The organism is Roseomonas alba (genome assembly GCF_019430885.1).
Classification (GTDB): Bacteria; Pseudomonadota; Alphaproteobacteria; order Acetobacterales; family Acetobacteraceae; genus Neoroseomonas; species Neoroseomonas alba.
The window spans coordinates 456,243-473,492 of record NZ_JAHYBZ010000005.1 but is presented as its reverse complement, the minus strand read 5'-3'; the positions used below and the strand labels follow the sequence as shown (position 1 = coordinate 473,492).

Sequence of the window (17,250 nt, the reverse complement as noted above, 5' to 3'; positions counted from 1 at the left end):
GGCGCGTGAGAGCGGGCTGAGAACCATCTGGCGATCGCGCAGGACGTGCCAGCCCAGCGCCTCGAACACATCGGCATCGAGGTCGCGGGACGCGCGCTCCCCGGTCTCCAGCCGCATCAGGATGGCGTAGATGGCCGGCAGGTCGGCGACGATGCGCAGGTCGGCGGGCGCGATCATGACAGCGCCTGCCAGAGGTATCGGGCGGCGTAGATGATGCCGGCCCACAGCGGCACACTGAGCGGCACCGCCACAGCGACGCCCTTCCAGAAGCCAGAAGATGGGGCCGGCGCGCGCATCAGCCGTTGCCCTCGCCATCTCGCGCGTTTTCAGCGAGGCATTCGCGCATGGCGGCCTCGGTGATCTGGAAGATCCGCGGAAGCTCCTCGCAGATGCTGCGGATCTCCGCTCCGCGTTCCTGCGGCGGGAGGTGGCAGACCTCCTGCGCGATGCAGCAGAGCAAGAAATGTGAGCGGATCTCCGGCGGCAAAGGCGCCAGCAATTCCGCAACCGGCTTTACCAAGCGAACGCACGCGTGCTGGTGCTCGATCAGCAGGCGGTCCAGGCGATCGCGGCTCACGGGCACCACCCTTGGCGCCGGCTGCGCCCGTCATAGGGCCGTGCCAGGCCCTCGCTGATGAGCACCCGCGCGACGTCGCGACCGTTCGCGTCAAGCACGCGGCCGAGGGTCCGGCCGTAGCGGTCGCGCCCGCGCGTGCGGATCTCGCTGCGCCCGGCGAGCAGCTGCGCCAGCCGGTCGCGCGCCGCGATGGCGAGGCGCGTCTCCTCCGGGCAGCGCCCGTGGATCTCCGGCGCGTCGAGCCCGATGATCCGCACGATGCGCCCGCGCACCTCGATCGTGTCGCCGTCGATGACGCGCAGCGGGGACTGCGCCGCGGCGGACGTAGCGAGCGTGATGGCAGCGATCGCCGCGATGATGCTCGCCCGGGTCACGACGCACCGCCCGCCGCGCTGCGCTGTTCGACGTCCTGCTCGATCCAGCTCTCGACGATGCTGGTGCCGTAGTTCATCTGTTCGATCCGCGCATCATTGCGGCGGGAAGCCGGGCGGGACGCGGCGGCGACGCCGGCGTCGAACGCGGCGCCGATCAAGCGGCGGATCGCGTCGTTGCGGTTTAGGGGCGTCATGCCGCCACTTCCTTCGCGCCGGCCGGCTCGACCACGAATTCCTCGCCGCTGCTGGCGATGGTCACGCCGGGGATCGCGCCAGCGACGCCGGGCATGCCAAGCATCGCAGCCTTGTCGATCTCGATCTTCCGGCGCAGGAATTCCTCCCGCCCGTGCTTAAGCAGATAGGCCAGCACTGCGTCCGGCCCCTTGATCCGCACCGCGGGCGGCGCCAGGCGCCACAGGACGCTGCCGGTGCCGAGCGCGACCGTCTTGCGCCTGCCGCCATCGGTCAGGGTGTGGCGGTGCGCCTCCGCCCAGATCTGGACGCCGCGCGTCAGGGCATCCAGCTCGGCATTGATCGTAGCCACCGTATCGGCCGTCATGGCCTTGGCCTTGGCGATCGTCTCGGCGAGCGCCGCCTGCTCGACGACAAGGCTGCGCTGCAGCTCGCCGATGCGGCTGATCCAGGTCTCGGCCTCGGCCTGGTCGCGCGCGGCTGGCACGGTTTCGGCCTTGCGCTTGGTGCGGGTCATGGTGCGGGGTTCCCTCACATGCCCAGGGCGCGGCGGTAGAGGTCGAGCAGCGTGTCCTGCTCCTCGACGTCGGCCGGTTCCTGGCGGCGGATGGCGATGATCTTGCGGATCACCGAGACGTCGAAGCCGGCGGACTTCGCCTCGGCCATGATGTCCTTGATGTCGGAGGAGAGTGCCTTCTTCTCCTCTTCCAATCTCTCAACGCGCTCGATGATCGCGCGCAGGCGATCGGCGGCGATGCCGCCGACCTCGGTGTCGTCGGGCGTCGCCGACGCGGGCTTCGCGGTGCTCACTGGACCTCCGGGTTTGCTTGGGTGGTGACGGCGGCAGACACACGGGCGACGCGCGCCGCGAAGTCCGGGTCGCGGGCCAGCCGCGCCGAGACGACGCCGATGCCATGGAGGACCGTGGTGTGGTCGCGGCGGAGCGCACTGCCAATGCGTGGCAGGCTGTGCCGCAGGTGCTTCGCGGCGATCCACATGGCGACCTGGCGCGGTTCGACGATCCAGGCGGCGCGCCGCTCGGACAGGATCAGGTCGGCATCGACGTCCCATTCCGCTGCGACGAGCGAGAGCACCTGGCGAACGCGAGGTGTGAGGCCGCTCTGCAACGCGGCGCTGATGCGCCGGCGGAGGTCCGCGTTCTCGGCGCGCAGATCCTCGTTCTGCTCGATGACCAGCGTGAGCCGGTCCTTGCTTGACAGGGTCGGCGTCATGCGCGGCCTCCCGCGATGACCACGAGGCCTTCCCGCGCATGAAGCGGGCGCGGCTGGCGTTGGGTGATGGTGGCGCAGCGGAGGCGGAGCTTGAAGATGAAGTCGATCGCGGCCTCCAGCGCCGCATCGTCGTCGTCCGCTTCCGGCACGCCGGGGACGAGCCAGGTGGTGTTGTCGTAGGCGAGGCGGCCGACGCGCGCGATCGCCTCCTGCAGGACCGGCTCGCTCTCGCCCTGGCGGAGCAGCAGGGAACCCTCGGGCGCCTTCTGGCCGATGCCGATGACGCCGTCGCGATGGCACCAGGCGTCAGCCACGGGTGCGGCCCTCCGCGGCGGCGATCGTCGCGTCGACGCTCTCCAGCGCGGCCTTCTTGCGCTGCGCCACCTGCTCCATCTCGGGATCGCAGAACGTCGATGGCAGCGGTTCTTCCACCTGCCATTCGAACGCGAGGCGCGTCGTGCTGCGGACATGCGCCGCGAGATCCTCGCGCAGCTCGAAGCGCGCGAGCGTCAGCGCCAGGTGCATGGACGTCGCGATATCGGCGGCCAGCGCCATGCGCTCCAGCTCATGCTCCGCGTCCGCGCGCGACTTGGGGTCCTGCGCCTCGCGCGCAGCGAGCAGGAGCACCTGGAGTGCCCCGACCCAGGTGGCCTTCGGCAGCTTCACATTGCGCCCGCGCCCATCCAGGGGATTGTCCATCTGCCGGGGCATCACGCGGCCTCCGCCTGCAGGGCGGCGCCGCCGCTCAGCCGATCCCACGCCATGGCGATGTGGCCCTCGCCCATCGCCTCGGCGCCATCGCCACCCGCCAGCATGTGCGCCATGCGCACTACCTTGTTGACGTTGCGCAGGGCACCGGGCTTCCGCGCGATTTGGTGCAGCAGCTTGCGTTCGGCCGCGCCCTGCACGCCCCACGCGTCCAGCAGCGCCTCGATATCGTCCTTCAGCACCCGCGGGCGACGCAGCGGCATGCCGATGCGGCTGAAAAGCTGCGCGTACTGCGCGCTGCGCGCCCCGCCTTCGAGGCGGGCATAGACGTGCTCATTGCCCATGAGCGCGATGCCGACGCCCGCGATATCGAAGAAGCTGCGCAGCTGGTCGAGCGTCGGGCTGGTGAGGTGCTGCGCCTCGTCGATCAGGATGAGGCCCTGGCTGCCCGCCATCTTGCGCATCAGGGACCGCGACATGCGCAGCGCGGACACGCCGGCGGGTTCCACCCGCAGCTCGTCATTGAGCGCGTGCAGCAGGGCATTCGGCGAGGACATCGCCGGTTCCGCGGTCACCATCCACACATTGGGATTGCGGGAGGCATGCCAGCGGGCCGCGGACGTCTTCCCGACGCCGGGGATGCCGGTGATGACCACCATCTCCGGCGTGTATTGACCGTGCTCCAGCGTCGCGAGGATCGCCTCGGCCGTCTTCGTCAGCACGAAGGCCGGCGCGCGGGGCTGCATCGCGCGGGTGCGTTCCTGCGTCGCGAGGCTGTTGAGCCAGGACAGCACCTGCTCGGCCACGCGCTCGTTGCGACCCTTGTAGGTGCCGCCGAGCCAGTTGGTGAACGTGCCATAGGGCATGCCGATCTGGCGCGCGATCTCGGCCTGGGTGATCTTGCGCTCGGCCATCACCGCACGGACACGCTCGCGGATCGCGGCCATGTCCTCGGCACTCATGATGGGTTCAGCGACGTCGCTGGGCATGATAGGTCTCTCTCTGTCGTGGGTTCCGAGGGCCGCTGTTCAGGCCTGGTCCTCGGCGTCTTCGTCCGGCACCAGCCGGAGCTGCGCGGCGGTTCCAGCGCCGCGCAGCTGCCGGTGGGCAGCGACAAACAGGCGCTCGGAGCGTTCTTCCGAGGTCTCCTCCTCCTGATCGGTGATGGGTTTGACCGCGGCATTGCCGCGGAACAGCGGGCGAACCACGCGCGGCGCGGGCGTGGGTGGCAGCGGGCGTTCGAGATCCGCGAGATCGCGCGCGAGCTGCTCGGCCTCGATCCGCCGCTCCGCGTCCGCGATCAGCTTGATCCCCTTGCGCCGCTGCTTGTTCGCCTGCGCGGTGCGGCGCGCGGCGTCCACATCGCCGAAGCCGGCGTCGGCGATGCAGTCCGCGGTGACGAAGAACTCGCCCGAGGCCAGGAAGATGTGCACCGGCGCGTGCAGGTGCTCGGGATCGAAGCGGATGGTCACGGGCCGGCCGCGCAGCTCGACCAGGCGCGGATCGTGGTAGCGGTTGCCCATCAGGTGGACCGTCGCATCGCGACGCACGCGGACTTCGTCCGCCGCCAGCAGGAAGACGCGGCGCTGCGCGTCCGACGCCATGGTGATCGGTGCCTGCGCATAGCTCTCGGCGAAGGTCTCGTCGAAGCTGCGCCCGCGGCAATTCGCGGCGGTGCGGCCCGGCCGGGCGTTGTGCTCGGCGATCCCGGCCTCCAGCACCGCCAGGAAGGTCGCCAGCGGCACGGCCTTGCTGCCGTAGTCATGCGGCTTGTTCGACGTGCTGTTGCCCGTCCAGGCGCCGACAAAGGACGGATGCCGCGCGATGTCCCGCGCGAAATCGCCGAAGGCGCGCTCGATCGGCTTGGAGCGGCCCGAATACGGCTTCGCCCAATGGACCTCGACGCCAAGGGTCGGGAAGATGCCGAGCGGTTCCTCGGCGCGCACCTTGAAGCGGAAGCGACGCTTGAGGCCGCCGGACATGGTCTTGTTGGCCGCAGCCAGCGTGTTGTCGATCGTGACCTTGGCGGGGATGCCGTACTTCTCGACCACGTCGCCGAAGGCGAGGCGGAAGGTATCGCCGGTCTCGTCGGGACCAACGCGGTATCCCAGGAATTTCCCGGAGTAGAGATCCTGGAAGCACACCACCATGGGGCGGGCGCGCTCGCCGTCCGGCCATTCGACGAAGTTGTCGAAGCGATGGCCGTCCGCGTTCAGCCACTCCATCGCGTGCAGCATCGAACGGTCGCGGCGCTGCGTCGGGAACAGGGCGTCCGTCGCCTCCGGTCCCTCGCGGTGCCAGGTGCGCACCACCGCCGGCAGGGCGTCGATGCGGCGGCGCAAGGTGCGCTTGGATGGCAGCGTCCATCCGCGCTGCGCCGCGACCTTCTCCAGGTCGCGCCAGCACGCCTCGAAAGTCGGCTGGTTCGGCAGCAGGTAGCGGGCGCGCAGCCATTCCCAGGCGTCGTCGCTGCAGGTCGCCCGGGCGCCGGTTGCGCCCGCATATTGTGGGACCAGGCGCGCCAGCCAGGACGCGCGCGGCACGCCGTCGACGAGGCTTGCCCATTCGTAGAGTTGAGATCGCGACACCTGGTGCGTCGCCGCGACTTCCATCATCGCCAGCCTGCGCGGCCGGCCCTGGTTCACCAGGGTGGCCACCGCATCCAGCGCCGCGACACGCGCGGCGGCGCGCGCCTTGTGCTTCTCCGGCTGGCGCTCATAGGCGGCCCAGGCGGCTTCATCCGACAGGCGCTGGAGCGTCGCGTCCTTCTCGGCCGGCGCCGCCGTCGCCGCGGCGCGGGCCAGGATCTTCGCCTGGACGTAGCTGGGCAGGACCGCGAGGGCGTATTCGACCCCGCCACCGCGCCCCTGCCGGCGGCGCCAGAGGCGGCCTTCCGCGTCGGGGTGGGTCCATTCCTCGCGCTCGGCCTGCATGGCGAGGCCCCGGCGCGTGTCCGGCAGGCCCGGCAGGGCCATGGCAGAGAGTTCGGTGAGGGTGAGCCAGACGCTCACATCGCACCTCCGGCGCGGGCGGCGCGGCGCAGGGCATCGGCTCGGCGGGCGAGTTCGTCCCGCTGTTCCTGCACGGCCGCCAGTTCGATCATCGGGAGATGCCGGCGCTCGATGACCGCCCAGCCGAGGGGCTCGGCGATCAGCTGCAGCAGCCGGCGATCGCCCGTCGCATGCATCAGCGCGACCAGGCGAGTGACGGGGATGGGGTGGTCCGTCCGCTGCTCGGACGCGTAGGCGTCAAGCATGTGCTTCGACACCCGCTCGCCGAGGTAGGCGGACATGCGTGCCCCCACTTCCTCACGGGGCAGCGGGCTGTCCCGCAGGGTGGCGGCGACGGCGCGTGCGACGCTGGCGGCCAGGCTGGCGGCCCGCACCTGGGCCGGCTCGAAGGCCACCACCGGGGTCGGCGGCTGCCAGTCGAGCAGGTCGGGCTGTGCGGTGCGCCGGCGGGACATCAGCCGATGGCCCGCCAGGCGATGGCGATCAGGAAGGTGGCGATGACGGCGGCCACCGCCCCGCCGAACAGGCGCAGTAACCTGTCGCCGCGGCAGTGCCAGGCGGCTGGCGGGGTCACGGCCGCACCGCCTGTGCCATGATCGCCAGCGCGCGCAGCATGTCCCGGGGGCCGATCAGCTCAGCGACCCAGAACCCCCCGAAGATGAAGGTGGCGAACAGCACGCCGCAGAAGCAAGCGGTCAGCGTGACGCGCGGAGCACGGGGATGGTGTGCCATCACGCGGCGTCCTCGGCGTCCTGGGCCGCGCGCGACAGTGCCTTTTCGATCATCTTGCGGTCGGCGCGGAGACTGCAGAGCAGGTCCAGGAACCGACGCTTGGCCTCGGAATGCGACGCCTTGGTCCAGGCGCTCATGATCGCGCGGTATTGCCGGTCGATCTCCGCAACCACGCTGACCGGCGGGCGACCAACGATCTCAACCAGAGCGGCCGAAACCGTCCGGGCGGTGGCGCCCTCGCGGACCAGGCGATCGGCGATCTCGCGCTGGCGTTCCGGCGTCTGGCCGGCAAGCTGGTCGAGCTCGGCGCCGCTGTCCGCGATCGGGTGGGTCGCGATCAGCGCCCGGACCTCCGGGGCGATGGCGGCGCGGGCGACGGCGCGCTGGATGGTGCGTTCGTCGACGCCCAGCTTGGCGGCGGTCGCCTTGCTGAACCGCTCGGCAAAAGTCGACAAGCCTGTCGACTTTTCCAAGTCCTTCTTTTTCTTTGCTTTTCCGTGCGCCGTTTCGGGGTTCAGCGCCTCATAGACCCGCTTGCGCTCGGCGAGGAACACGGCACGGTCCAGGGCGGACAGCTCGCGCCGGATCAGGTTCTCGTCGATCTCGATCAGCTTGGCCTGCAGCTCGTCGACCTCGACGACCTTGGCCGGGATCTCGCTCCAGCCCGCCAGCTCGGCGGCGGCGATGCGGTGGCCGCCGGTGACCAGCCGATACATCCCCTCGAATTGGGTCGGGGTGACGATGATCGGGGTATCGAGGCCGCGCTGGATCAGCGTTTCGGCGATCAGGGCGACATAGTCGGCGTCGACCGCGCGGAGGCGCTCGCCTACCTCAATGTGGTCAAGCGGGATGGACAGGACGGGCGTGTTCACGCGGCCTCCGATTTCTGACGGTGCGGGGTGGGGGCCGAGCGGCTACGTTCCGGGCCGATGGCGACGGGCCGGCCCTTGAGGGGCAGCCCTTCGGCGTCGTAGCGACTGGGCCAGATGTCCTGAGGTCTGACCCCGAGCCGGGCGGCGATGATCGCCTCCGCCCGGGGCCAGGGGACGTCTAGGGCTCGTTTGGCGGCGCCGACCGAAAGGCCGGCGGCCCGGGACAGGGCAGACAGGGTGGCGCCGGACTTGCGGACCGCCGCCTTGATGTCCTCCGGGTGCCAGTCGTTAGGGCGCTTCGGCATCGTGTCTCCTGAGCAGGCGGCTGGCGGGCCGCGCGCTCGGGGTTGTGGTTTGGCAAACGGAGAATGAGCGACATGCCGCATATTCGCAAGCGGAATTCCGCTAGTTCTGCGGCTTCCATATTCGGAATTTCGCATATAAGCAGGCGTAATCCCGCAACTAATTGTATTTGCAGGAAAATTTGGTAACATGGAAGCCGATCCGGAAGATGGAAGCGGCGTTCCAGGTTCGCCTTCCGAAGGTGGAAGCGTTCCTGCTGCCGCGGATGAGATCACGCAATCCCGCGTGGCGCGGCTTGAGGCGCTCTGGAAGAGGCTCGGGAGTAGGCGGAAGCTCGCCATTATGAGCGGAATTCCGCAGAGCACTCTGAACGGCTATCTCAAAGGTGGCGCGCTGCCGATAGAGGGCGCGGTGGCGCTGGCCCGGGCTTCCGGCGTTCGCCTGAACTGGCTCGCGACGGGCGAGGAGCCGATGCTCGTCACCGACCCTGCGCCAGCGGTCCTTCAGCCTGCGCCAGACCAGAGGCACAGCGCCTTCCGAACCATTCTGGGCGCCGCGGAGCCAGGCCCCGCCGATCACGCGTCGGGCGGGGGGGGCATCGCCTGGCAGGTCAATCCGGAACGGCTGGCTCGCGCGTACGAGGCGGCCTCTCGGCAGCTCATCGGGCCTTCGGTCACGCCCACCCTACTCATGCGAATTGCCCTGGTGATCTATGACCATCTGACCGAGATTGAGGCGGGTCCTAAGAGCTCACCGACGCCCGATTGAGAGGCCTCTCAGAGCCTCAGAGCGCCACCCAATTTTTTCCGGAACCCAATGTCAAAATCGTCCGATGAGCCCCGATTTCCGGAACCTGCCGCCCACGCCTGCGGCATCGCCGCCGCACGTCGAAAACCCAATTTTTCCGGGAGTTTGTCCCGCACTATCCCCGACAATCCCGCATGATCCCGGATGTCCGGAAGGATGTGTCAAGGAACAGCCACAGGGCCTTTGCAAACCAATACCTGGCGCCGTGCGCCACCGCCAGGAATGCCGCCGAAAGACGCCCTTGCGCACAAGGCGCGTTTGGAGGGGGCAAGACGGCAGTGGCGCCAGGCGCCAGGAAATTGCGTTCCAAGTGCTCCAAGCACTTGGCGGGGTGGCTTGGAGGGGCGGCGCCCCTCCAACTGCGACAGCCGAAGCGGGCCAGCCATCGGAAGGGCCTTTCGCCCCGTAGCAGGCGGGATCCGCGGCAGAATTCCGCCCTCACTCGTAAGGCGGCACCACCCCAGGCTTCGGATCGACCGGCAGCATCCGGTCCAGCCCGCTCAGCGCCTCGAACAGCGCCGCCACCTGCAGCGCCTTCGCATCCTGCCGCGGCGGCGCGACCACCTGCAGCCCGACCGGCCGCCCATACTGGTCGAAGCCGCAGGGCACGGCGACCGCCGGGCAGCTCGCCAGCGTCGCGAAGGCGTTGATCAGCGACCCGCCCATGTAGTTCTCGAGCACCTTGCCGCCGATCTTCTCGGGCGCGCGGAGATTCACGTCGAAAGCGGCGGAGGACGCCCCCGGCGTCACCAGCACGTCGTAGCGACCGAAGATCTCGCGCATGGCGCGGAAGAAGCGGGCGCGCTCATGCTCCGCCCAGGCGAGGCGCGAGGGCGTCTCGGACAGGCCGCGTTCGGTTTGCCAGATGATGTCGGGCTTCAGCTTGTCGCGCTTGGTCGCCAGCAGCTCCTCGCGATCCACCACGAAATGCTGGCTGCGCAGGACGAGGAACGCCTCATTCAGATCGCCGAGATCGGGATAGGCCTCCTCGACCACGATGCCGAGCGCCTCAAGACGCCGCACCGCCTCGGTGCAGAGCGTCGCCATCTCCCGATCCATCGCCATCTTGCCGCCGAAGGTCGCGGAGAAGGCTACGCGCAGCGGCTTCTCGGCCTCAGCCGCGGCGACGGCCGCGACATAGGACCGCGCCGGCGCGTCGTAGGTCATCGGGTCGTCGATGTCCCAGCCCGCCATGGTGTCGAGGAACAGCGCCAAGTCGGGGATGTTGCGCGCCATCGGCCCCTGGACGGACAGCGGCGACCACAGATCCTCCTGCGCCCCGCGCGTCACCCGCCCCGGGGACGGCCGCAGCCCTACCACCGAGCAATAGGTTGCCGGTCGTCGCAGCGACCCGCCATGGTCCGACCCATGCGCCAGCCACACTTCCCCGGTTGCCAGCGCCACCGCGCCGCCGCCGGTCGACCCGCCGCAGGTCAGCGAGGTGTTCCAGGGATTGCGGGTGCGGCCGAACACCTCGTTGAAGGTCGATCCGCCGGCACCGAATTCCGGCGTGTTGGACTTGGCGATCACCACGCCACCCTTGCGCTCGATGCGCTCGACGATCGGATGGCTGCGCTCGGGGACGTAATCCGCGAAGATCGGGGACCCGAAGGTGGTGCGCACCCCGGCGACCTCGGTCAGGTCCTTGATCGCGATCGGCAGGCCGGCGAGCCATCCCGCCTCGCCTTCCGCCTCCCGCCGCTGCCCGTTCATCAATGCCTTCGCATGGTCGCGCGCGCGGTCGAGGCACAGCGTCGGCAGCGCGTTCACCGCCGGCTCGACCTCGGCAATGCGCGCTTCGGCGGCGTCGATCATCTCAAGGGGCGAGACCTCCCCGGCGCGGAGCTTCGCCACGGCCTCGGTGGCAGTCATGCGGATCAGGCTGGAATCGGCCATGCGGCGGTCTCTCTGTCGGGCTTGTGAGAAAAATTGCGCAGATTGCGGAAATCCGGGTCTAGGCTGCCCCACGACCGCTGAAGCAGGGAGGGATCGCCATGTCCGTCACCGATGCCGCGGAGTCCGACATGCGGGATGTCGCGCGCAGGCTCGGCACGATCATCACCTGCCGCGCCGGCGACAGCATCTTCCGCGAGGGCGACCCGGCCCGCGACATGTATGTCGTGCTCTCGGGCCTGGTCGACATCTCCAGCCGCGGGCGCGCGATCGCGACGATCGGGCCAGGCGACGCGCTCGGCCTCGTCTCCCTCATCGACGGGCTGACGCGCACGGCCGATGCCGTCGCGGCGACCGATTGCGAGCTGGCGACCCTCGACGAGCACGGCTTCCGGCGGGCCATCGCCGAGGTCCCGGAATTCGTCTGGTACGTGATGGAAGGCCTCGCCCAGCGCCTGCGCGCGACCAACGCGGCGCTCTGACCGGTCATTCGACCGGAATCTCGGCCTCCACCACATGCTGCAGCCCGGGCGCGTCGGGCGAGGTCAGCGCCATGTGCAGCCGCAGCCGCTTCAGCCGCGGCCCGCCTTCCCGCGCGACGCGCTCGATCTCGCGCTGGGAGGTCACGCCGACCTGCTTGAGGAATTTCCGCAGTTCCATGTTGAAGCGGTCCTCGTCCATGGCATGTCTCCTGCGCAGAGCGCCCCGGTTCCGGTCCGGGGCATGGGTGCCCTAGCCTGCACCCGAAAGGAGCATCGCGCCATGTACAACCCGCCTGCCTTCCGCGAGGACCGCCCCGAGATCCTGCGGGAGATCATGCGCGCGGCGCGCCTGGCACTGGTCGTCTCCGCCGCACCCGATGGCGGCATCCCCGAAGCGACCCACCTGCCCCTGGTCCTCGCCGAGGATGAAGGCCCGCACGGCACACTCTACGGCCATGTCGCGAAGGCCAACCCGCAATGGCGCGGCCTCGCCGCCGCCGGCGCCGCGCGCGCCATCTTCGCGGGGCCGGAGGCCTATGTCTCGCCCTCCCTCTACCCCTCGAAGCAGGAACACGGCCGGGTCGTGCCGACCTGGAACTACGTTGCCGTCCATGCCCTCGGCCCCATCGAGGTGGTCGAGGACGCAACGCGGCTGCACGCCATCGTCTCCCGCCTGACGGATCTGCACGAGGCGCCGCGCGCAGAGCGCTGGGCCGTGACGGACGCGCCGGAAGACTTCATCGCCAGCCAGCTCAAGGGCATCGTCGGCATCGTCCTGCGCATCGAGACCCTGATCGGCAAGCGCAAGCTGAGCCAGAACCGCGCCGCCCAGGACCGGGAAGCCGTGCAGGCCGGCCTCGCCGCGAGTGAGGACGCACGCGACAAGGATGTGGCGGCGGCGATGGAGTAGGGAGCCCCTGCACCACGCGCCGATGGTGAGGGGCTTTGCCCCTCCCGGAAGCGCAAAGCCGTGATTCGTGCCCACCAACGGCCACAGGGCCTTTGGAAATCGTGACCTGGCGCCGGGCAGGGCGGACCCTCCTGCGGATCAGGGGATACGCCTTGCCCCGAGTCCAAGGTTCTGTCCTGGCGCGGCGTACCTCATTCAATCAGAGCGACAATCGCGCCCGGCGCCACATCAGATGTCCAGAGCGACCGTCCCTTGGCCAGATTGGTCCGGGAGGGGCAGAGCCCCTCTCCAATCCATGGCGCCACCTGGATCTTTCTCAGAACGCTCGCAGGCATTCGCTGAGATTCATCGTCTCCGCCAACATGACCGGCCGCGGTTCCTGCGCCAGGACCAGTCCGGCCCGCGCGGCGGCACGCACGTCGCTCGGCGTCACGCCGAACTCGCGCCGGAAGGTGCGGCTGAAGGTCGAAGGCTCATAGAAGCCGCAGGATTCCGCGACGACGGCGATCGGCCGCTCATCCTTCGGATCGGACAGGGCGGCATGGATGGCGCGCAGTCTCTGGCGCTGTATGTACCGGATCACGCCGCCTTCGCCTTCCAGCAGCCGATAGAGCTGGGACCGCGACATTCCGACATCCCGGCCGAGCGAAACGGGCGTCAGCGTCGCGGAATGCAGCCGCCGCCGCACCGCCTGCCGCACACGGTCAAGACGGGTGAAATCAATCTGCGCCGAGGCATCACCACTACTGCGCGATTCCGGCGCGATGCAGGCAGCGACCATCGCCTCGATCGCATCCGGCAGCCTGGCGATCTCCGCGTCATTCAGGCCGGGCAGGGATCGTTCGAGAAGATGCAGATAGTCAGAGAGGAGGCAGCCCAGCCCGCCTTGGAGCAGCTTTCCCTTGGCGCGGTCCAGGATCGGCGCCAGGGACGTGAATCGGTCCCGCGGCAGATAGAGATGCAGGCGGTCGTCCGCCTCTCGCGCGCTTTGCACCGGATCGCCAAGGGAGAGCAGGAAAGCCGTGCCGGCGGCGACCTGCAGGTCTTCATGTTCCATCAGGATGTTCGACGGCACCTTGCCCACGGCGATCACCCAATGGTCCGTCGGGTTCCGCCGGACATGGGTCGCGTTGCGGATCGAATGCAGCGGCGGGGCGACGACGCGGCTGAGCGTCGTGCCGCCCATCATCCAGGTCGTGATGTCAGCCTCGAACGACGTGAGAGTCTCACCCGGCGACCAGGCAAGGTCGAACACCGGGTAGAACCAGGATCGCCAAGCCTCGTGCTGGTCACGAGCCGGCAGGTCGCGCGTCGAGAAACTGAGACTGCTCATCGGCATGAACCGCACACTCCTGGAACCGGCGCGGAAGCCCGGTCCATGGAAATACGCAACTCCCCTCGGGGCCGCTATTGCGAAACGATCGCGACAAGTCAAGCGCCGCGGGCGGTCCCGTATCGCCGAGCAGGGGATTTGGATGCTGGAGGGTCAGCCCCGCTGCCGACGCCGCCGCGCCCGGCGGAACGCATAGGCGAGGTGTGCCGCATAGCCGCCGATGGCCACGCCGATCACCACCCAGGCGAGCGGTTCCACCCAATGCTCGACCTTGTCGTAGTGTTCCTCGAGGAAATAGCCGGCCAGCGCGAGGAAGGTCAGCCAGATCGCCGAGCCGAGCGCGGTCCATAGGTAGAAGACATGGCGCGGGATCTCGACCATGCCCGCAGGCACCGAGATCAGCGTGCGCACCCCGGGGAACATGCGCCCGACGCAGATCGCGATCGGCCCCCAGCGGCGCAGCATGCCGGTGGCGCGGTCGAGATCCTCTTCCTCCACCGCGAACCACTTGCCGAAGCGCTGCACCAACGGGCGGAAGCGTTCCACGCCCAGCCAGCGGCCGAGCTCGTACCAGACGATATTGCCGGCGAGCGTGCCGGCAACCGCAAAGACGATCAGCCAGAACAGCGGCATCTGGCCGCGCGCGGCGGCGAAGCCGGAGGCGGCCATGATCAGTTCCGACGGGATGGGCGGGAACAGGTTCTCGAGCACCATCAGCGCGAAGACACCCATCAGGCCGCCGGCGGCGACCATCTCCGTCACCCACTGGAACATCTATTCCACCTTGAAGAGCGACATGGCGACCCAGCGGCCGCGCACATAGTTCAGGCCCGTCACCGTGCCGAGCTCTCGCAGGGTCAGCCCGCGATCCGCCGCGGCGCGCCGGAAGGCCGCTTCCTGACGGTCATTCACGGCCACAATGCGGCCGGGCGCATCAGCGAGGAAATCCGCCGCCGCAGCACCGTCCCGCAGCAGCCGGATGTCGCCGCCCATTGCGAATTGCAGGGAAGGCTCGTGGTGCCCGACCACGCCGAAATCCCGCGCCGGCAGGCCCGGCGCCACGGCCGCAACCTGCGCGGCGAGGCGCGGCGACAGCCACACCGCCTGGATGCGCGGGATCACCCCTTCCAGGATACAGGCGTAGAGCGGGATGGCGAGGATCGCCCCAGCGAGTGCGGCCCGGCCCCATTGCGCCTGGCCCGCCATGCGCAGCAGGGCCCAGACGAGGAAGATGCCCGCGCCGACACCCGCGATGGCGAAGGGATCGAAACGCCCCTCCACGCGGAACACCGCCGCCCCGGCCAGCAGCGGCAGCCCGACCGCCACGCCCGCCAGCGCCGCGACCGACAGCCAGGCAATCCAGCGCGGTGCCGCCTGCCGCAGCGGGTCCATCGCCCAACGGGCGCCGAGCAGCATCAGCGCCGGGAAGGCCGGCAGGGTGTAGTGCGGCAGCTTGGTCGCCACCGCCTCGAACAGCAGCCAGGTCGGCACCGCCCAGGCGAGCAGGAAGCGCACCGGCGCCTGCATCCGGTCCGCCCAGGACCCCGGCAGCGACCGCAGCACGATCCAGGCCGAGGGAAAGGCGGTGATGCCGAAGATCGCCGTGTACATCCCCGGCGGCCCCCAATGGGCTTCCTCGCCCGAGGACACCTTGTCGAGCATGTCCCCGCCCAGCGCCTCGGAGAAGAAGCGCCCTTCCGTGGCGATGCCGATGGCCACGAACCAGGGCGCCGCGCACAGCACCATCAGCGGAATGCCCCAGCCGGCATGCAGCGCCCGTAGCCAGGGCGCGGACAGCCGCCACCACGGCCCGCCCGCCGGCCGATCCATGACCGAGAGCGTGACACCCGCGAGCAACGGGATCATCGGCGCGATCGGCCCCTTGAGCAGCACCCCGGCACCCAGCACCGCCCAGAAGGCCGCTGCCTGCCGCGGCGTGAAGCTGTCCGGCGTCAGATAGGCCCTGCCCATCAGCCCCATGGCGATGGTGATGGTCGCCAGCAGTGCCGCATCGGTCTTGGCGATATGCGTCTCGACCAGCAGCACCATGCAGGGGGCGAGCATTGCCGCCGCCAGGAAGGCCGCCCGCCGCCCGACCAGCGCCCGCCCCAGCAGACAGGTCGCCAGCACCGCGATCAGCGCCCCGATCAGCGACGGCAGGCGATACGCCCAGATCTGCGTGCGCGCCGGGATGCCGACCGCTTCCAGGGCATGGACGGCGCCCGCCTGCAGCCAATGAATGCCGGCCGGCTTCTTGTTGCGCTCGACCTCGCCCAGGCGGATACGCACGTAGTCATGCGTCTCGACCATCTGGCGCGAGGCCTGGGCGAAGCGGGATTCGTCGCGGTCGCCGGCGGGGATGGTGAAGAACCCCGGCAGCCAGAGGAGCAGACACAGCAGCACCAGCCACGGCACCGGCCGTCGCGTCTCGGGCAGCCGGTCGAGGAAGTCAGCAGCGCGCATCGCGCGCGGCGTCTAGCACGCAACGCCCGAGGGTGCCATGAAGCGGCCCCGCCTCCCCCGGACCCCGCGAGACCCTTGGCACTCCTTCCCGGACTTCCGACCCGCAAAGCCGCGCGCGACCTGCTCGATGCGACGCTGGAACACCGCAAGCCGCTCGAGGAGGCGCTGGAGCAGTTGCCGAAGCGGCTCGACCCGCGCGACCGGGCGGCGGCGCACCGCATCGCCGCGACCGTTCTGCGCCGCCTCGGCAGCATCGACGAGGTGCTGAGCCCCTTCCTCCGCCGCGAACCGCCGCCGCCGGCCCGCCACGCTTTGCGCATCGGCGCAGCGGAGCTGCTGCTGCTCGACACCCCGCCCCATGCCGCCGTGGGCGTCGCGGTGGCCCTGGCGCCGAAGGCCTTCGCCGGGCTGGTGAACGCCGTGCTGCGCAAAGTCGCCGCGGAAGGCCCGGCCGCGCTCGAAGGGCTGGACGCGCCGCGCCTCGATACGCCGTCCTGGCTCTGGTCCTCCTGGCACGCCGCCTACGGCCCCGCGGTGCGCGCCATCGCCGAGGCCCATCGCGGCCCGGCGCCGCTCGACCTGACCCCCGCTCCCGGCGCGCCCCCGCCCGAGGGCGCGGAGATCCTGCCCACCGGGTCCTGGCGCATGACCCCCGGCACCCGCGTGACCGACCTGCCGGGCTTCGCCGAGGGCCGCTTCTGGGTCCAGGATGCCGCCGCAGCCCTGCCCGCCCTGCTGCTGAAGCCGCTTCCGGGCGAGCGCATCGCCGATCTCTGCGCCGCGCCGGGCGGCAAGACCGCCCAGCTTGCCGCCGCCGGTGCCGAGGTCACGGCCGTCGAGCGCGACCCCCACCGCGTCGCCCGCCTGTCGGAGAACCTGGCCCGGCTGCGCCTGCCCGCGACCATCGTGCAGGCCGACGCGGCCGCCTGGACGCCGCCGGCTCTCTTCGACGCCATCCTGCTCGACGCCCCCTGCACGGCAACCGGCACCATCCGTCGCCATCCCGACGTGGCGCACACCAAGCGCCCCCGCGACGTCCAGGCCGCGGCCGAGGCGCAGGCCCGGCTGCTCGCCGCTGCCGCGGGCATGCTGAAGCCGGGCGGGCGGCTGGTCTTTGCCACCTGCTCCCTGCAGCCGGAGGAAGGCGAGGCGCACCTCGCCCGCGCCGCCGGGCTCGGCCTGGTGCACGACCCCTTCCGCGTGGAGGAGCTGCCCGGCCTGCCCGAAGCGATCACCGCTGCCGGCTGCCTGCGCACGCGGCCGGACATGCGGGGCGGGATGGACGGTTTCTTTGCCGCGCGGTTCCGGCGCGCGGCGTGACACCGCCGCTCCGGGCGCGACCCTCCGCGACATGTCGCGGC

Annotated in this window: 24 protein-coding genes; 4 read left to right on the top strand and 20 right to left on the bottom strand. The window is 70.1% G+C overall.

Going from position 1 to position 17,250, the window contains the following annotated elements:
* Window positions 1–173: 173 nt before the first annotated feature.
* The 15 genes from KPL78_RS30275 to KPL78_RS16785 form a co-directional block, all read right to left on the bottom strand.
* The gene (locus tag KPL78_RS30275) at window positions 174–296 is read right to left on the bottom strand and encodes a hypothetical protein (RefSeq protein WP_255569086.1); all 123 of its coding nucleotides are present in this window, start codon (window positions 294–296) and stop codon (window positions 174–176) included.
* A complete protein-coding gene (locus KPL78_RS16850) occupies window positions 296–577 on the bottom strand; it encodes a hypothetical protein (protein ID WP_219764137.1) in 282 nt (93 codons plus the stop codon). Before KPL78_RS16850 ends, KPL78_RS30275 begins: the two co-directional genes overlap by 1 nt.
* Window positions 574–951: a thermonuclease family protein gene (locus KPL78_RS16845; RefSeq protein ID WP_219764136.1), complete on the bottom strand. Its 378-nt coding sequence runs from the start codon at window positions 949–951 to the stop codon at window positions 574–576. The genes KPL78_RS16850 and KPL78_RS16845 overlap by 4 nt, the downstream gene beginning before the upstream one ends.
* Window positions 948–1,145, bottom strand: coding sequence for a hypothetical protein (locus KPL78_RS16840; RefSeq protein WP_219764135.1), 198 nt, complete (start codon window positions 1,143–1,145; stop codon window positions 948–950). The genes KPL78_RS16845 and KPL78_RS16840 overlap by 4 nt, the downstream gene beginning before the upstream one ends.
* Window positions 1,142–1,660, bottom strand: a complete 519-nt coding sequence (locus KPL78_RS16835; RefSeq protein ID WP_219764134.1) for a host-nuclease inhibitor Gam family protein — start codon at window positions 1,658–1,660, stop codon at window positions 1,142–1,144. Before KPL78_RS16835 ends, KPL78_RS16840 begins: the two co-directional genes overlap by 4 nt.
* 14 nt (window positions 1,661–1,674) lie before the next feature.
* Window positions 1,675–1,953, bottom strand: coding sequence for a DUF2312 domain-containing protein (locus tag KPL78_RS16830; protein ID WP_219764133.1), 279 nt, complete (start codon window positions 1,951–1,953; stop codon window positions 1,675–1,677).
* Window positions 1,950–2,375 carry a helix-turn-helix domain-containing protein gene (locus KPL78_RS16825; protein WP_219764132.1) on the bottom strand — a complete coding sequence of 142 codons (426 nt, stop codon included), beginning with the start codon at window positions 2,373–2,375 and terminating at the stop codon, window positions 1,950–1,952. The genes KPL78_RS16830 and KPL78_RS16825 overlap by 4 nt, the downstream gene beginning before the upstream one ends.
* A complete protein-coding gene (locus KPL78_RS16820) occupies window positions 2,372–2,689 on the bottom strand; it encodes a hypothetical protein (protein ID WP_219764131.1) in 318 nt (105 codons plus the stop codon). Before KPL78_RS16820 ends, KPL78_RS16825 begins: the two co-directional genes overlap by 4 nt.
* Window positions 2,682–3,086: a hypothetical protein gene (locus KPL78_RS16815; RefSeq protein WP_219764130.1), complete on the bottom strand. Its 405-nt coding sequence runs from the start codon at window positions 3,084–3,086 to the stop codon at window positions 2,682–2,684. Before KPL78_RS16815 ends, KPL78_RS16820 begins: the two co-directional genes overlap by 8 nt.
* Entirely contained in the window at window positions 3,086–4,072 is a 987-nt protein-coding gene (locus KPL78_RS16810; RefSeq protein WP_219764129.1) for an AAA family ATPase, read from the bottom strand. Before KPL78_RS16810 ends, KPL78_RS16815 begins: the two co-directional genes overlap by 1 nt.
* A 39-nt stretch (window positions 4,073–4,111) precedes the next feature.
* The gene (locus KPL78_RS16805; RefSeq protein WP_219764128.1) at window positions 4,112–6,094 is read right to left on the bottom strand and encodes a transposase domain-containing protein; all 1,983 of its coding nucleotides are present in this window, start codon (window positions 6,092–6,094) and stop codon (window positions 4,112–4,114) included.
* Window positions 6,091–6,549 (bottom strand): DNA transposition protein, encoded by a 459-nt coding sequence (locus KPL78_RS16800; protein ID WP_219764127.1) that lies wholly within the window; start codon window positions 6,547–6,549, stop codon window positions 6,091–6,093. Before KPL78_RS16800 ends, KPL78_RS16805 begins: the two co-directional genes overlap by 4 nt.
* Window positions 6,550–6,664: 115 nt before the next feature.
* Window positions 6,665–6,826 (bottom strand): hypothetical protein, encoded by a 162-nt coding sequence (locus KPL78_RS16795; RefSeq protein ID WP_219764126.1) that lies wholly within the window; start codon window positions 6,824–6,826, stop codon window positions 6,665–6,667.
* A complete protein-coding gene (locus KPL78_RS16790; RefSeq protein ID WP_219764125.1) occupies window positions 6,826–7,698 on the bottom strand; it encodes a ParB/RepB/Spo0J family partition protein in 873 nt (290 codons plus the stop codon). The genes KPL78_RS16795 and KPL78_RS16790 overlap by 1 nt, the downstream gene beginning before the upstream one ends.
* The gene (locus KPL78_RS16785; RefSeq protein WP_219764124.1) at window positions 7,695–8,003 is read right to left on the bottom strand and encodes a helix-turn-helix domain-containing protein; all 309 of its coding nucleotides are present in this window, start codon (window positions 8,001–8,003) and stop codon (window positions 7,695–7,697) included. Before KPL78_RS16785 ends, KPL78_RS16790 begins: the two co-directional genes overlap by 4 nt.
* Before the next feature lie 187 nt (window positions 8,004–8,190).
* On the opposite strand from KPL78_RS16785, the gene KPL78_RS16780 reads away from it, so the two are divergent.
* Entirely contained in the window at window positions 8,191–8,769 is a 579-nt protein-coding gene (locus KPL78_RS16780) for a helix-turn-helix domain-containing protein (RefSeq protein ID WP_219764123.1), read from the top strand.
* A gap of 477 nt (window positions 8,770–9,246) precedes the next feature.
* Here the strand turns inward: KPL78_RS16780 and KPL78_RS16775 are convergent, their stop codons facing one another.
* Window positions 9,247–10,704, bottom strand: a complete 1,458-nt coding sequence (locus tag KPL78_RS16775) for an amidase (protein WP_219764122.1) — start codon at window positions 10,702–10,704, stop codon at window positions 9,247–9,249.
* A gap of 98 nt (window positions 10,705–10,802) precedes the next feature.
* Here KPL78_RS16775 and KPL78_RS16770 point away from each other — a divergent pair, with 98 nt between their 5' ends.
* A complete protein-coding gene (locus tag KPL78_RS16770; protein WP_219764121.1) occupies window positions 10,803–11,183 on the top strand; it encodes a Crp/Fnr family transcriptional regulator in 381 nt (126 codons plus the stop codon).
* 4 nt (window positions 11,184–11,187) lie between these two features.
* Here KPL78_RS16770 and KPL78_RS16765 read toward each other — a convergent pair whose 3' ends face one another.
* Window positions 11,188–11,382: a DUF6494 family protein gene (locus tag KPL78_RS16765; protein WP_219764120.1), complete on the bottom strand. Its 195-nt coding sequence runs from the start codon at window positions 11,380–11,382 to the stop codon at window positions 11,188–11,190.
* Between the two features lie 81 nt (window positions 11,383–11,463).
* On the opposite strand from KPL78_RS16765, the gene KPL78_RS16760 reads away from it, so the two are divergent.
* Window positions 11,464–12,093 carry an FMN-binding negative transcriptional regulator gene (locus tag KPL78_RS16760; RefSeq protein ID WP_219764119.1) on the top strand — a complete coding sequence of 210 codons (630 nt, stop codon included), beginning with the start codon at window positions 11,464–11,466 and terminating at the stop codon, window positions 12,091–12,093.
* Between the two features lie 316 nt (window positions 12,094–12,409).
* Here KPL78_RS16760 and KPL78_RS16755 read toward each other — a convergent pair whose 3' ends face one another.
* The 3 genes from KPL78_RS16755 to KPL78_RS16745 form a co-directional block, all read right to left on the bottom strand.
* Window positions 12,410–13,426, bottom strand: coding sequence for a helix-turn-helix domain-containing protein (locus KPL78_RS16755; protein ID WP_219764118.1), 1,017 nt, complete (start codon window positions 13,424–13,426; stop codon window positions 12,410–12,412).
* 153 nt (window positions 13,427–13,579) lie between these two features.
* Entirely contained in the window at window positions 13,580–14,200 is a 621-nt protein-coding gene (locus KPL78_RS16750) for a DedA family protein (protein ID WP_219764117.1), read from the bottom strand.
* A complete protein-coding gene (locus KPL78_RS16745; protein ID WP_219764116.1) occupies window positions 14,201–15,889 on the bottom strand; it encodes an ArnT family glycosyltransferase in 1,689 nt (562 codons plus the stop codon).
* A gap of 75 nt (window positions 15,890–15,964) precedes the next feature.
* Here KPL78_RS16745 and KPL78_RS16740 point away from each other — a divergent pair, with 75 nt between their 5' ends.
* Window positions 15,965–17,209 carry an RsmB/NOP family class I SAM-dependent RNA methyltransferase gene (locus KPL78_RS16740; protein WP_219764115.1) on the top strand — a complete coding sequence of 415 codons (1,245 nt, stop codon included), beginning with the start codon at window positions 15,965–15,967 and terminating at the stop codon, window positions 17,207–17,209.
* Window positions 17,210–17,250 lie beyond the last annotated feature (41 nt).

Bases quoted from the DNA above. Each gene is read 5' to 3' on its own strand.
- KPL78_RS30275 (WP_255569086.1), bottom strand. From the start codon at position 296: ATGCGCGCGCCGGCCCCATCTTCTGGCTTCTGGAAGGGCGTCGCTGTG.
- KPL78_RS16840 (WP_219764135.1), bottom strand. From the start codon at position 1,145: ATGACGCCCCTAAACCGCAACGACGCGATCCGCCGCTTGATCGGCGCC.
- KPL78_RS16835 (WP_219764134.1), bottom strand. From the start codon at position 1,660: ATGACCCGCACCAAGCGCAAGGCCGAAACCGTGCCAGCCGCGCGCGAC.
- KPL78_RS16825 (WP_219764132.1), bottom strand. From the start codon at position 2,375: ATGACGCCGACCCTGTCAAGCAAGGACCGGCTCACGCTGGTCATCGAG.
- KPL78_RS16815 (WP_219764130.1), bottom strand. From the start codon at position 3,086: ATGCCCCGGCAGATGGACAATCCCCTGGATGGGCGCGGGCGCAATGTG.
- KPL78_RS16810 (WP_219764129.1), bottom strand. From the start codon at position 4,072: ATGCCCAGCGACGTCGCTGAACCCATCATGAGTGCCGAGGACATGGCC.
- KPL78_RS16800 (WP_219764127.1), bottom strand. From the start codon at position 6,549: ATGTCCCGCCGGCGCACCGCACAGCCCGACCTGCTCGACTGGCAGCCG.
- KPL78_RS16795 (WP_219764126.1), bottom strand. From the start codon at position 6,826: ATGGCACACCATCCCCGTGCTCCGCGCGTCACGCTGACCGCTTGCTTC.
- KPL78_RS16785 (WP_219764124.1), bottom strand. From the start codon at position 8,003: ATGCCGAAGCGCCCTAACGACTGGCACCCGGAGGACATCAAGGCGGCG.
- KPL78_RS16780 (WP_219764123.1), top strand. From the start codon at position 8,191: ATGGAAGCCGATCCGGAAGATGGAAGCGGCGTTCCAGGTTCGCCTTCC.
- KPL78_RS16775 (WP_219764122.1), bottom strand. From the start codon at position 10,704: ATGGCCGATTCCAGCCTGATCCGCATGACTGCCACCGAGGCCGTGGCG.
- KPL78_RS16770 (WP_219764121.1), top strand. From the start codon at position 10,803: ATGTCCGTCACCGATGCCGCGGAGTCCGACATGCGGGATGTCGCGCGC.
- KPL78_RS16765 (WP_219764120.1), bottom strand. From the start codon at position 11,382: ATGGACGAGGACCGCTTCAACATGGAACTGCGGAAATTCCTCAAGCAG.
- KPL78_RS16760 (WP_219764119.1), top strand. From the start codon at position 11,464: ATGTACAACCCGCCTGCCTTCCGCGAGGACCGCCCCGAGATCCTGCGG.
- KPL78_RS16755 (WP_219764118.1), bottom strand. From the start codon at position 13,426: ATGAGCAGTCTCAGTTTCTCGACGCGCGACCTGCCGGCTCGTGACCAG.
- KPL78_RS16750 (WP_219764117.1), bottom strand. From the start codon at position 14,200: ATGTTCCAGTGGGTGACGGAGATGGTCGCCGCCGGCGGCCTGATGGGT.
- KPL78_RS16745 (WP_219764116.1), bottom strand. From the start codon at position 15,889: ATGCGCGCTGCTGACTTCCTCGACCGGCTGCCCGAGACGCGACGGCCG.